At 65.6% G+C, this 13400-nt stretch carries 11 protein-coding genes; all 11 read left to right on the top strand.

Going from position 1 to position 13400, the window contains the following annotated elements:
- Positions 1 to 665: 665 nt before the first annotated feature.
- The 11 genes from AC01YT_RS12785 to AC01YT_RS12735 all read left to right on the top strand — a co-directional run bounded on the left by AC01YT_RS12785 (position 666) and on the right by AC01YT_RS12735 (position 13232).
- Positions 666 to 962, top strand: coding sequence for a hypothetical protein (locus AC01YT_RS12785; protein WP_476676006.1), 297 nt, complete (start codon positions 666 to 668; stop codon positions 960 to 962).
- 8 nt (positions 963 to 970) lie between these two features.
- The gene (locus AC01YT_RS12780; protein WP_476676004.1) at positions 971 to 2539 is read left to right on the top strand and encodes a phage terminase large subunit family protein; all 1569 of its coding nucleotides are present in this window, start codon (positions 971 to 973) and stop codon (positions 2537 to 2539) included.
- 14 nt (positions 2540 to 2553) lie between these two features.
- The gene (locus AC01YT_RS12775) at positions 2554 to 3969 is read left to right on the top strand and encodes a hypothetical protein (RefSeq protein ID WP_476676002.1); all 1416 of its coding nucleotides are present in this window, start codon (positions 2554 to 2556) and stop codon (positions 3967 to 3969) included.
- A gap of 19 nt (positions 3970 to 3988) precedes the next feature.
- Complete coding sequence (locus AC01YT_RS12770; RefSeq protein ID WP_476676000.1) at positions 3989 to 5881, top strand: phage major capsid protein; 1893 nt, start codon at positions 3989 to 3991, stop codon at positions 5879 to 5881.
- A gap of 61 nt (positions 5882 to 5942) precedes the next feature.
- Positions 5943 to 6170 carry a hypothetical protein gene (locus AC01YT_RS12765; protein WP_315625024.1) on the top strand — a complete coding sequence of 76 codons (228 nt, stop codon included), beginning with the start codon at positions 5943 to 5945 and terminating at the stop codon, positions 6168 to 6170.
- A complete protein-coding gene (locus AC01YT_RS12760) occupies positions 6151 to 6333 on the top strand; it encodes a hypothetical protein (protein WP_476675997.1) in 183 nt (60 codons plus the stop codon). The genes AC01YT_RS12765 and AC01YT_RS12760 overlap by 20 nt, the downstream gene beginning before the upstream one ends.
- Entirely contained in the window at positions 6330 to 7073 is a 744-nt protein-coding gene (locus tag AC01YT_RS12755) for a glycoside hydrolase family 25 protein (protein WP_476675995.1), read from the top strand. The genes AC01YT_RS12760 and AC01YT_RS12755 overlap by 4 nt, the downstream gene beginning before the upstream one ends.
- Positions 7070 to 7522, top strand: a complete 453-nt coding sequence (locus AC01YT_RS12750; RefSeq protein WP_476675993.1) for a hypothetical protein — start codon at positions 7070 to 7072, stop codon at positions 7520 to 7522. The genes AC01YT_RS12755 and AC01YT_RS12750 overlap by 4 nt, the downstream gene beginning before the upstream one ends.
- Positions 7519 to 8853, top strand: coding sequence for a hypothetical protein (locus tag AC01YT_RS12745; RefSeq protein WP_476675991.1), 1335 nt, complete (start codon positions 7519 to 7521; stop codon positions 8851 to 8853). Before AC01YT_RS12750 ends, AC01YT_RS12745 begins: the two co-directional genes overlap by 4 nt.
- Positions 8850 to 10355, top strand: a complete 1506-nt coding sequence (locus tag AC01YT_RS12740) for a choice-of-anchor R domain-containing protein (protein WP_476675989.1) — start codon at positions 8850 to 8852, stop codon at positions 10353 to 10355. The genes AC01YT_RS12745 and AC01YT_RS12740 overlap by 4 nt, the downstream gene beginning before the upstream one ends.
- A 213-nt stretch (positions 10356 to 10568) precedes the next feature.
- The gene (locus AC01YT_RS12735) at positions 10569 to 13232 is read left to right on the top strand and encodes a COG1361 family protein (RefSeq protein WP_476675987.1); all 2664 of its coding nucleotides are present in this window, start codon (positions 10569 to 10571) and stop codon (positions 13230 to 13232) included.
- Positions 13233 to 13400 lie beyond the last annotated feature (168 nt).

The following is a 13400-nucleotide window of genomic DNA, read 5'->3' as shown; positions in this document are numbered from 1 at the left end:
AAGCCCCGCGCGATGATACGTCTTAATGCCCTGGCGGGCATTCGATGATTCTGACCGCAGACATCTAGACAACTGAAAGTGGGAGAAATCTCGCTTCTCCTGGCCCGATTCACGGGCTAATGTGGGAGAAATCGCCCGTGCTAAGGGCTGCTTTTCACCCTCAAGTGGGAGATTTATGTTCAACCCTTGAATTTTGCGTACCCCCCTCCCGTTTTGCCCCATTTTGGACTCATTTTTGAGGGGGGGTACGCAAAAGTGATCTATTTCACAATCACAACCCTGACGGGCATTCAATGCATATGTTACAGGGTGTCCCCGAATGCTCCGGTGCTCCTCTCGACCTATGCACATGTTAAGGTGCAGCGCAGGTTGTTTTTATTATAGGGATTTTCCCGCATTAAATCAAGCGCCGAGTGGGGGAATTTTGGAAAAATCGCCTGGTTTTCTGCCGCCGGGTGGGGTGAGGCGGGGGTTGGCCCCGCGCGCCGGGCACGCCGCGGTTCGTCCCGGGCTGAAACTCTCTTTCTTGTCAACTCCTCACTTTAACGAGGGTTGGGCTCATTCATCCGGCTTTTCCCTCGTTAAAGATGCAGGTTGTAAGCGCCGCATGTTTGTGGCATCCTTGGGACGCAAGATAGAACATAATTTCTATCCCCAGGAGGCCTATGGAGCAACCCCTTTCCCCCACTCCCCCCAAACGCCGCCGCAGCGGTGCCCTCAGCGACGAAATCCGCCTCTTGCGCACGCTGGTGCGCCGGGTGGAGGCCCTGGCCGATGAGGGCCGCACCCTGGGCGAGATGCTCTCCATTGTCGAAACGCTTGCCCGCGCCAGCGCCCATCTTGCCGCCTTGCTCAAAGCCGAGCGCCAACTCGAAAGCGGTCAGACCATGGCCGACCTGCTCAACCAGATGCTGGACGAGGTCATTGCCGAGATGCAAGCCAACGGCCAGCCGGCGCCCTGAGGTGCAGCATGGATGACGCGCGCGCCCTCACCCTGAAGAAACTTCTGCTTGATCCGGTGCTGTTCATCCGCTATGCCTCGGGCTTGCGCCTGCGCCGCTACCAGGAAGCGGTCGTGCGCGCGGTGGTGGATTCTGTTCTGCACGGACGCGGGCTCAGCCTGGTGGTGATGTTCCCGCGCCAGGCGGGCAAGAACGAGTGTCAGGCGCAGATCGAAGCCTACCTGCTGACCCTGCTGATGCAGACCGACGCCGAGATCGTCAAGATCAGCCCAACGTGGAAGCCCCAGGCGCAGAACGCCATGCGCCGCCTGGAGCGCGTGCTTCAACACAACCGCCTCACCGCCACGTTGTGGCAGCGCGAATCTGGCTACATCTACCGCGTCGGGCGGGCGCGCATCCTCTTCCTCTCCGGTGCGCCCGAAGCCAACATCGTCGGGGCAACCGCCAACACCCTGCTTGAGGTAGATGAGGCCCAAGATGTGAGCCCGGCCAAATACGATAAGGACATCGCTCCCATGGCCGCTTCGACCAACGCCACGCGCGTCTTTTGGGGCACCGCCTGGAGCCACGAGACCCTGCTGGCACGGGAACTGCGCGCTGCTGCCGCCGCCCAAGCCGCCGATGGCCGCCGCCGCGTCTTCCACCTCAGCGCCGAGGAGGTCGCCGCCGAGGTGCCGGCCTACGGGCGCTTTGTGGCTGAACAGGTCGCGCGCTTAGGGCGCCAGCACCCCCTCATCCGCACCCAGTTTTACAGCGAAGAAATCGAGACCGAAGGCGGGCTGTTCCCACCCGAACGCCGCACCCACATGCAGGGGACGCATGCCCTCAGCCTCACCCCCCAGCCGGGGCAGATCTACGCCTTCCTGCTCGATGTGGCCGGTGCCGATGAGGGGCTGGCCGAAGGCGAGAGCCTGCACTATCCCCGGCGCGACCACACCGCGCTCACCGTGGTGGAAGTAGACCGCAGCACGCTGGACGATCCCGCCCGCCGCGCCCCCACCTACCGCTGTGTCTTCCGCCAGGCCTGGGTGGGGGTCAAACATCCGGTGATCTACGACCAGGTGGCCGAGCTGGCGCGGCGCTGGGCCGCGCGCTACCTTGTGGTGGATGCCACCGGGGTCGGTGCCGGGCTGGCGGCTTTTCTGGAACGCGCCCTGCCCCGGCGGGTCATCCCCTTCCAATTCAACGCTGCCAGCAAGAGCCGCCTGGGCTGGGCTTTCCTCAGCCTGGTGGATGGCGGACGCTGGCAGGAACCGCAACTGCCCGCCGAGCCGGTCCTGCCGCTCTTTGCCGGCGCCGAGGCCGAGGCGCTCAACACCGCCGTGGGCCACTGCCGCCGCTTCTGGCAGCAGGTGGCGCACTGCCGCTACACCCTCCAACCCGGCCCGCAGAAACACCTGCGCTGGGGGGTGCCCGAGGGCTACCGCCTGCCGGGCGAACGCGAGTCCCTGCACGATGACTGGCTGATCTCCGCCGCCCTGGCGGCCCTGCTGGATGCCCAGCCCTGGGGCGCGGGTGGCGAGGCCCTGATCGTGCCCGCCCGCGACCCTCTGGCTGACCTGGATCTCGGTTTTTGAAAGGAACTCGGACCATGCCCCCTTCATCCTCTGTCCCTCGTTCCACCTGGTGGGAGCGCCTGCGCCGCCGCCCCACCCCCGCCCAGCGCCAGGCGCTGACCACCCCGGCCGAATGGCGCGATCCCTGGGAAGGGCCCCTGCTCACCACCCGCGACCGTGGCTTGCCCGACCGCTGCACCAGCCTGGAGCAGGCGCTGGAAGCCTGGCGGGTCAACCCGCTGGCGCGCCGCATTGTCGAACTGACCACCCAGTACGTGGTCGGCGGGGGGATAGCGGTGAGTTGCCCCCATGCCCCTACCGCCCGCTTCTTGCGCGCCTTTTGGGAGCACCCGCTCAACCGCATGGCCGTGCGGGTGATGGAATGGTGCGATGAACTGACCCGCAGTGGCAACCTCTTCATCCTGCTTTCCACCGATGCCGCCGGGATGAGTTACGTCCGCGCCGTCCCTGCCAGTGAGATCGCCGAGATTCGCGCCCGCCCCAACGACCTCGATCAGCCGCTGGCGTTCTGGCCGCGCAGTGGCGCCGAGGGTGCACCGCCGCTCACCCCCTGGCCGGCCTACGACGCCACCAGCGATGCCCCGCACCGCGGCGGTGGCTTTGCCCCGGCCATGCTCCACTACGCCATCAACCGTCCGGTTGGCTCGCAGTGGGGTGAATCCGACCTGGCGCCACTCTTGCGCTGGCTCAGCCGCTACAGCAACTGGCTGGAAGATCGCGCCCGCCTCAACCGCTACCGCACCGCCTTCCTTTACGTGGTGCGCGCCCGCTTCGGCAGTGAGGGGGAACGTCTTGCCCGTCAGCAGCGCCTCAACGCCACCCCACCCCCGCCCGGCTCGATTTTGGTGACGGATGAAAGCGAGACCTGGGAGGTGCTGGCGCCCAAGTTAGAGGCCGATGACGCTGGGCAAGACGGCCTGGCCCTCAAAAAGATGATCGCTGCCGGTGCCGGCCTGCCCCTGCACTTTCTGGCTGAGCCAGAATCGGCTACCCGCACCACCGCCGAAGCCGCCGGCGGGCCGACCTACCGCCGCTTTGAGCAGCGCCAGCGCTTCTTCCTCTGGCTCTTGGGCGACGTATTGCGCGCGGTGGTGCGCCGCCGCGCCCTGGTTGACCGCGCCCTGCCGCCACGCCAACGCGTGGACCCTGAGGCCGAGATCACCCTGCACGGGGCCGACCTCTCGGCGCGTGATAACGTCGCCCTGGCCTTAGCCGCCAACCACATCCTGGCCGTGCTGGGCGAACTGCGCGACCGTGCCCTGATTGACGATGCCGAGGTACTGCGCCTGGCTTATCGCTTCTGCGGTGAAACGGTGGACATCGCTGACCTGCTGGCCCGCGGGCGCGCCGCCGGCCCGACCGCCACCCCTTTCCGCCGCCCGCCCACCCCCAGCGGTAAGGTGGATTTGCTCAGCGGCGACCCGAAATAACCCCCTCTTGGAGCGCTCTATGCCCGAAACTTCCCCAACGACCCATTCTCACGTAACCTGGCAGGCGCACCTTAGCGCCACCCCCAGCACCGGCTTTGAGATCCTGGCCATCACCGCCGGTGAGGGCAACGGCTGGCGCTTCAGCCCGCAGGTGCTCCAGGCTTCCCTGCCCCTGTGGGAAGGCGTGAAGTGCTTTGTGGATCACCGCACCGGCCCCCGCTCCTTGCGCGACCTGGCCGGGGTGGGCGAGAGCCCCACCTACGACCCCCAGGCTCAGGGCATCCGGCTACGCCTGCGCCCGCTCGGCCCGGCTGCCGACCTCCTCGAACGCCTGGGCGAGCAGGTGCTGGCCGACCCGCTTCCCCGCCCCGCGCTGGGCTTTTCCGCCGACCTGATCTTCACCGCCGAGGGCCGCCAGGTAACCCGCATTGTGCGCGTGCTCTCGGTGGACCTGGTGCTCGACCCGGCCCGCGGGGGTACCTTTGTGCGCCGCCTGGCCGTGGCAACCCTTTCTACCTCTGACCCCCGAAAAGGAGATCCCATGGACGATCCAACCACCCCAATCCCCCAACCGCAGCCCCAACCCCAACCCACTCCCGCCCCCAGCGCCGAGGTGCTCTGCCAGCACCTGCTGGAAAGCGCCCTCGCCGCTGCCCACCTGCCCCCGGCGCTCACCGCTCAGGTGCGGGCGCGCTTTCAGGGGCGCACCTTCGCCCCCGCCGAACTGCAAACCGCCCTGGCCGAGGCGCATCACCTGGTTGCCAGCCTCAACCCGGCGGGGGTGGTGCAGGGCACGCCGCGGGTTGAAGGCATGGCCAGCAGCGAAGATCAGATCACCGCGGCGCTGTTTGACCTGCTGGGCGTGGAGCGCCCGCCCGAACTGCGCCCCCTGCACGTGGCGCGCCTCAGCGGCATCCGCGAACTCTATCTGCGCATGACCGGCGATCAGGACTTCCGCGGCGGCTACGATGCCGAGCGGGCGCAGTTTGCCACCACGGCCGATTTGCCCGGCGTGCTGAAGAACGCGCTCAACAAACTCATCCTGGCCGAATGGCAGGAACTGGGGCGCTCCGGCTACCGCTGGTGGGAGCCCATCGTCAGCGTGGAGCACTTTTCCACCCTGCATCCGGTCAGCGGGGTGCTGGTGGGCGAGGTCAGCGCCTTGCCCACGGTAGCCGAGGGCGAAGCCTACCCCGCGCTCAGCCTGCGCGATTCCACCGAGGTGGGCAACTGGGTCAAAGCCGGCGGCTACATTGGGCTGACGCTGGAGATGTTCGAGCGCGACGAGACGCACAAACTACGCCAGGTGCCGCGCAAACTGGCCAACGCTGCCTTGCGCCGCCTGTCGGGGCTGGTAGCGGCGGTCTTCACGGCTCAGAACGGCGTCGGCCCGCAGATGGCTGATGGCTACCCCGTGTTCGAAGCGCCGCACCACGCCAACCTGGGCAGTGCCGCGCTCTCAGCCGCCGCCTGGGAAGCCGCCAGCGCCGCGATCTACGAACAGCGCCTGCTCAGCCCGGAAGGGAGCGCCGGGCCGAAACTGGCGCTGGATGCGCGCTACCTCCTGGTGCCGCGCGCCCTGCGCCTGACCGCCATGCGTATCCTCTACCCTGCCTTTGAGCGCGAGGTCAACATCTTCTCTGAGAACCTGCAGCGCGGCCAGTACGGCGATGTCATCACCGTGCCCGAGTTCGAGGATGCCAACGACTGGGCGGCGGTCGCTGACCCGCGCCTGGCGCCGGGCATCATCATTGCCGAACGCTTCGGCCTGCTGCCCGAGATCATCCTCGCCGATGATCAGCACAGCGGCGCCCTTTTCACCCACGATGAGGTACGCCTCAAGGTGCGCCACTGGTGCTCGGTCTTCGTCGCCGATTACCGCCCGCTCTACAAGAGCAACGTCACAGCCTGATCCACCGCGGGGAGCGGTGCCCCCGCGCCGCTCCCCGTTCCACCCTTCACGGAGGTTCACCATGGATTGGAAAACCCAACTAGGACATCTGCTGCGTTCGCGCAAGTTCTGGGTGCTGCTGGCTTCGCTGGCGACCATCGCTGCCGGCCTTAGCAGTGGGCAACTGGATATCTGGCAAGCCGTGCAAGCCACCATCGCTGCGCTGGCGGTGTATTCCACCGGTGTGGCCATCGAAGATGCCGGACGCGCTCGCCCGACGGAGCCGCCTCATGACCGCCCCACGCCCTAACCCCCGCCGCCGCACCCCGCCCGTGCCCCTGCGCGAAGCGCTGGCACGCCTGGGCATCCCCCCCGCCGAGGTGCAGGCCTGGGCGCGCCGCCCCGATGGGCAGATCGTCCTGCGCCTGACCAACGGCATGAAACTGGTGCTCAAGCCGGAGGTGACATCATGACCTGGGAAGATGCTGCACTGGGCGTGGACGTGAGCCACTGGCAACCCGAGGTGGATTGGGCCACTCTGCGCGCCGGTGGGGTGACCTTTGCCGTGCTCAAAGCCACCCAGGGCACGGCCTTGCGCGATGCCCGCTTCATCCCGCACCTGGAAGGTGCCCGCACCGCCGGCCTGCGCGTGGGCGCCTATCACTGGTGCGACCCGATCCGCCCGGCCATCCCCCAGGCCGATCACTTCCTGCGCACCATCCACGATCAATCGCTGGATTTCCTGGCGATTGATGTGGAACAGCAGTGGGCCTCGTGGCGGGAATGGGAACAGCGCCACGTGGTGCGCCTGGTATCGCCCGAGCGCATCAGCCGCGTCGCCCAGGCGGTGGCCCAGCGCGTGCGTGCCGCCACCGGCCTGCCCGTGCTCATCTACACCCGCGTCTCGTTCATCGCCGAATTCGCCCGCCCCATGTTAACCTGGCTGGGCGCGTGGCCGCTGTGGCTGGCGCAGTACCCCTATCCGCGCGGGCGCATCACCTGCACCTGGGAGGCCCTGCGGACGCACTTTTTGCCCACCGCTGCCCGCCCGGTTCTGCCGCCGGGCTGCGCCACCTGGCAGATGTGGCAGTTCAGCGCTGGGCGCTTTATCCTACCGGGGGTGCCCGCCCCGCTCGACCTCAACCTCTTCAACGGGACGCCGCCGGCGTTCGAGGCTTGGCTGGCGCAGGAGCGGGTGGGAGGGACGGCATGAGCGATGTCGCTACCCTGCTCACCCGCCTGCGCGCCTGGGTACTGGATGCCGAGGGGCGGGTTTGGACGGATGATTTGCTCACCGAGGGCCTGCGCCAAGCCCTCAGCGACCTGATGCAGGCCAGCGGGCAGCGCTACGTGCTCAACGGGCTGGATGGGGAGACCGCCCCCAGCAACTTGCCGCGCGACCTCTGGCCGCTGTTGTTGCGTGGGGCGCTCGGCTATGCCCTCCTCGGGCGCGCCGCGGCTCGCCTGGAGCCTTTTAACCTGCGCCCCGACCTGCCCAAGGCGCTTCAAGACCTGGCCCTGGCCTGCCTGCGCGCCTTTACCCAGGCCCTGCCCGCCCTCGCCGCCGCCCATCCCCGCCAGTTCCAGCAGGCAGCGCAAGCCCCTTATCCCACCAGCGGCTGGCCAGCCGACCCCGCCCCTGAAACGGAGGATGCCTCATGATGGAAAGCCTCTACCTCTGCAATGCCCAGGGCTTGGCGCCCTTGTGGTTGCACGGGAGCGGCGCGCAACCCCCGCTGGTGGGTGCGGTGCGGGCAGCCCCGCGCCGCCTGGATGCCGAAACGGTGGAAGAGACGCTCACCATCGCGCTGGAAGGCAGCGGCATCACCCCCTGGCTGGAGGCGCTTGAAGCGCGCCTGGCCGATGGGCGCGATGGCATTACCCCCTGCTACCTCACCCTGCAAACCGCACCCGGCGCGCCGTTCTGGCGCAGTCCCCTACGCGGTGGCGACCTGACCCTGCTCGAGGGCGATGCCGCCAGCCGCGGGGTGCGCCTGACCCTGCGCCGCCCGCCGTGGTGGGAGGGCGGTTTGCAGGCCCTGCCCCTGAGCAACCCCAATGGCAGCCGCCTTACCACCGGGCTGATCCTTTCCAACCACCAGGACAACCACGTCGGGCACGTGAACTACGCCAGCCTGGCCGCCGCCGATCTGCCCGGCAGTTTACCAGCACCGTTTCAGGTCGTGTTGCGCGCCACCGGGGCAGGCGAGAGCCTGCAAACCGTTCTGCTCGGGTTGGGCAGTGACCTGGAGGATGCCGACGGCGCGCTCTGGCACGCCCTGGAAGGTGAAGACGCCCAGCCCGGCCCGCAGGCCACCCTGAACGTGATCACGGCGGGCACGGCCAGCGGCGGCGCCTTCGCCCGCCTGACCTGGAGCCCCCCTGTTTGGGCGCACCTGGCCACCTGGACGGTACCTGCCACGGATTTAGGTTACTTGCGCGGGCGGCGGGTGCACCCGGTGCTCCGTCTGAATACCCCGCCAGCACAGGCCGGCCTGACCCTGGCCTGGCGAGTGACCGCAGCGCCGGGGGCGACCCCTCTGGCACAATCGGCGCCTTTCCCGGCCCAAGTGGGGCACGGCTTGCAGGTTGGCGCCGCGCTCCACCTGCCCCCGCTGGCGCTGGGCGGCGGGCCCTATCCCGCACTGCATCTGGAACTGTGGGCTGAAAGCACCCCGGCGGCACCGTTTACCCTGGACGTGGACGTCGTTCACCTGCTGCCGGCGGAGGGCTGGCTGCACGCCTATCCCCTCGGGGGTACGCCCACCGGATGGGATCTGGTGTTGGATGGGCTGGAAGAGTTGGTGTACAGCCGGGAGCCAGCCACGGGCGCCCGCGCTTTAACCCACGTACTGGGTGGGGAGTGGCCGCGTCTGCGCCCCCCGCATGCGCATCGCCTCTACCTGCTGTGGGAGACGCAAGACGGCGCCGCCCCAGCCGCCCAGATCGCCCTGCGGCTTTTCCTGCGCCCCCGCAGTGAGGGGGTGGGATGAGCGCGCCGGGAGTGATGCTTTGGGCGCGGGATGAGCGCGCGCCCCAACCCCTGCGGCTGCCCATGCAGGTAGCCCGCCTGACCTGGGGACTGCCGGGCGGGGCAAGGCGGGCGCGGTTGCAGGCGCCCCTGCCACCGGGCTGGTTGCCTCGCCAGGCCGCCGAATGGGGCAAAACCCTGCTGCGCTGTCCGCTCACCGTGCTGAATGCGGCCGGTGATCCCTGTTGGTGGGGGTATGTGCATGCCGTGCAGGTAGAGCAGGGGCAGGTGGGCTACCGTCTCAGTCTGGACGACCTGGCTAACCGCATTGCTGCCATCTACCGCCTGTATACCCCACCCCAGGATTGGGTAGGCGAGACCCAACAAACGCCCTGGGTGGAGGACGGGCGCAGTCAAGCGCTGTGGGGAATCAAAGAGCGCTTGCTGGAGGTGGGCGCATCCACCCCCACCCAAGCGCTGGCCATCTGCACCACCGTGTTGCGCCGTTCTGCCGACCCGCTGGGCGGAGCGGTCACCTTGACGGCCCGGGCTTCACCGCGGATCGTGCTGGAGGGGCGTGGCTGGTGGGAGACCCTCACCTGGGTACACGTCCCACGCGATCTGACGTTTGAGGGCTTTACCGTGCCCACGGAAGCCCTGCAAAACCTGGGGCGCTCCACCACCGAGACCTACCTGGCGCAGTCCTTCCGCTTGGAAGACGGCCCGCAACAACTGGCTACCGCGGCTTTCCACGGGGGGATGGTCGGCAGTCCCACCGATGGCCTGACTCTCAGTCTGTGCCAGGATGCCGGTGGCATCCCCGGGGCGGTGCTGGCAAGCGCCACCTTGCCGGCCAACCAGATTTACAGCGGGCGGGCCTGGCTACGCTTTGCGTTTTCCACGCCGCCCCTGCTCCAGCCCGGGGTGACCTACTGGCTGCGCCTGGGGCGGAACGGAGGGTTTTCCAGTACGGCTTATTACCGCTTTAGTATGGAGGACACCAATCCCTACCCCCGCGGACAGTGCCTGGTGTATAACGGCAGTGCCTGGGTGGCGCGTGCCGGCGGGCTGGGGGATAGCGTGTTCTACCTCAGCGCTGCGGCCAGTCCGGCCGAACGCCTGACGGCCTGGCTGAGCGGGGCGGCGGGGCAGTTCCTGCGTCGCCTCGAGCTGCGTGCGGCCCTGGCGGCAGTTCCACCCTGGCCACAGGATGGCCTGCGTACCTGTGCCGCGGCGATTCAGGATCTGCTGGATGCCGGCAGCGCGACTGGAGATGCGCTCACCGCCATGGTGACGGCCGAGCGGGCACTGGTGATCACGCCCTTGCCGGCGGCGGAGGCCGGAGTGACGGTGGGCCTGAATAGCCGGGGTCAGGTGGTGACACCGGATGGGGCGCCCTGGCCGCTGGGCCCTACCGCACTCGGGGAATGGGCACGCCTGCACGGAGATTGGCCGCCGCAACCCCTGCGCCTGACCCACCTGGCGTGGACGCCCGAGCGCGGCCTGCACCTTACAGGTTTGTAAGGCCGGTTTGGGCTGCACCTGACAGGATTGTAAGGTTGGTCAGGCTTCTTTTTTGTTACAATGCAAGTAACCCCGCAGATAGTGGCAGTTCGGTCGCGCGGCCGGACTGACCACCTGAGAGAGACCAGGGGGCGCCGACCAGCGCCCCCTTTTTTGAACCCCGCAGAAAGACGGAGTACCTGTTAACTGGAGAGGGCCAGAGGAATGGGAAACATGCGTATGTGGATGGTAACCGGTCGCAGCCTGAAATGGAGCACCCTGCTGGGCTTGTTGCTGGTAACGGGCATCGGGGTCTTTACCGTGCAGGCGGCTGAATCCTACATCGGCACAACGGTGTTGGTGTCGAAGGTGAGCACTGGGGATGTGTTCTCGGGCGCCGATCAGGCTGCCAACTACGCCTCGATCACCTGGTTCAACGAGGACTGCGACGCAAGCCAGTCCAACGATGCCCCCTATAACGCTTACTGCAACAGCGACGTACTCAACGCGCCGCCGCTGATCGCCTTTGCCTCGCGCGCCACTAACCTGGTGGAAGGGATGCCGCCGGATGTGGAACAGTGTGGCACAGATGCTCAGAATAACCCCATATATTGTGCCGATATTTTCGTTGGCTCCAAAGGACAGGATTATGTGCGTGCACTGACGCTGGATGATGGTTTCACCCAATACCCCAAGGGTGATGCGTTGTTTCCCACGCTCGCCCGTGATGGGCGCTTCTTGGTGTTCCAATCGGCCAGCGAATACACCGAGGTGGAAGGGGGAGACGAAACCCCGGAAACCGATATCTGGTTGATGGATTTGACCAACCCCAACTCCCCGCCTGGCCCATACCGCATCTCAAACTTCAACACGGCCCTTGGCGGTCAGGAAGCCAATGCCGATTCGGGCAATGTGGCTTGCAATGTCAGCCCTACCGATCCTAATCAACCCCCAGTTTGTGAGGTTTACACCAATGGCACGACCAAGCCCAATCTGAACTACCCCCATCCGGTGGCCGATGTGTATTGGCAGAATCTCAACAACGATCAGAGCGTGGATCTTTTTAGCGAGGTCTTTGTGGCGTTTGAGTCCATCGCCAGCAACCTCGATCAGAGTGACCGCAACGGGTACGTCAAGGATATTTTCCTGGGGCAGCCTTCGGATAAGGGTTATACGGATTCTCCCCAATACGAGCGTAGTGAGGGTTCACGTCTGTTGACTCGCGCGCCAACCTGCTCAGGCGGCCAACCCACCCAATACGATCAACCTACCAACGGCGATTCGTATCACCCGGTGTTTGTGGATTTACCCGGTAAAGCTCGGGACGGGCGCTTCCTGCTTTTCGTCTCGCGTGCCACCAACCTAATCTGTGGGTTGAGCGATAACGACTACCAGAGCGACGACCCAAACGCCAGCCCGATGGAGCGGCGCGCCAATATCTTCCTGCTGGATCGCGATTACGACGGCAACGGTACTTATGATGAGTTTGATGTGAGTGGGGGTGTGCATATTTACCTGCTTTCGCAGGCGCCGTATGGCCGTCCGGCAGATGGAACAACCGAGTACCCGGCCGTTGCCTATGTTGAAGACAATGGCCATCCCTATCTGATGGTGGCCTTTCAATCCCGCGCTACCAACTTGGCACCCGAAAACCTGCCCGAGGGTAAGGCCAGTGACGATAACGGTTTCAGCGATGTTTACCTCTTCCGCTTCGATTTTGACCCCAATAATAGCTCCACCTATATGAACGTTGTAAAGCGCTACTTGGTCTCGGTGCCTTCGGTGCCATTGGGGGCAACTCGGCCCTCGGCGCTGGCCAATCAGGCTTCCTATGCGCCTTCTATCTCGCGCGATGGGCTGGTGATTGGTTTCCATTCCTATGCCAGCAACCTGGTGGAAGGGGATACCAACGAATGCCCCTATACCGGCGCCCAAGGCATCGAGGGCCAGCCGGCGCCCTCGTGCCCGGACGTCTTCGGACATGACTGGAATGCTCAACAGACCTGGCGCGTTTCGCTGACCTCGCTCGGCCAGCAGGGCGATCGTGATGCGGTCTATGCTGCACTCTCGGCGACCGGCCAGTTCGCCGCCTTTGCGTCCTACTCTGACTTAGACCTCAATGCCGACGTAGTCATTCCTCAAAACGTCTCGCAAATCTACCTGCGCGATATGGGTAACCCGCCCGGCAATCCTAATGTCCAGCCCACCTATTGGGATTGGGGTACCCTGCATCTGAACACCCCTGGCGAGGCCAAGACGTTCAGCGTGCGCTTTTTAGGTCCCCTTCGTATTGATAATCTTGGATTTGAGGTCACCTCTCCGGAGACACCGGATGGAACTTTCGACCTCAGCTCTACTTGCCAATCAGGTCAATACAATCGTGGTGAGTATTGCACCTTTAGCGTCACCTTTATGGGTGGAAGTACGCCGGATAAGGAATACACCGGGATGGTCTGGTTAGATGTTAAACGCCAGGAGAACGACAGCCCGCGCAGGGTGCGCATTGGGGTGCGGGCGCGCACGGCTTACTATCATCCGCTGACCGACGTTACCGATTTGAGCGCCAGTGGTGTGCCGGGCAGCACCATAACCTACACGTTCAACGTGAGGAATGCCGGTGATCTGGCCGAGGATCTGACGTTACACGATCCCAATAATGGTAACGGCACCTGGATCACCGCCTTCCCGACCACGCTAAGCAACGTCCAGCCTGGTGAGTCGGGTCAGCGCATGGTGGAGGTACAGGTGCGCGTGCCGCTAAGCGGGGTCAGCGTAGGGCAGGTTCACACCGATCAACTCACCATCTGCTCCACCCATGATTCCAACGCTTGCTGGACGGTCAACCTGAAATCAACGGTGGATAACTTCCGTGTTTTTATACCGGTGGTGACGCGTTAACGTGGGCGGGTTGCGCGGGGCGCTCTCGTTCGCAGGGCCCTGGATAGGGAGAGCGCCCTCGCACCGTTCAGAGCTGGGTGGATAGCTTATCGTGCTGGGGGAGAATGAGGGGTGTTTTTTCGCAAATCCCCCCTGTTTTTAAGCAAAAGACGATTTGCGAAGCGCGGG

The organism is Thermanaerothrix sp., from assembly GCF_056331585.1.
Note: the sequence above shows the minus strand (reverse complement) of the source record. Positions and strands in the feature narration are given on the sequence as shown.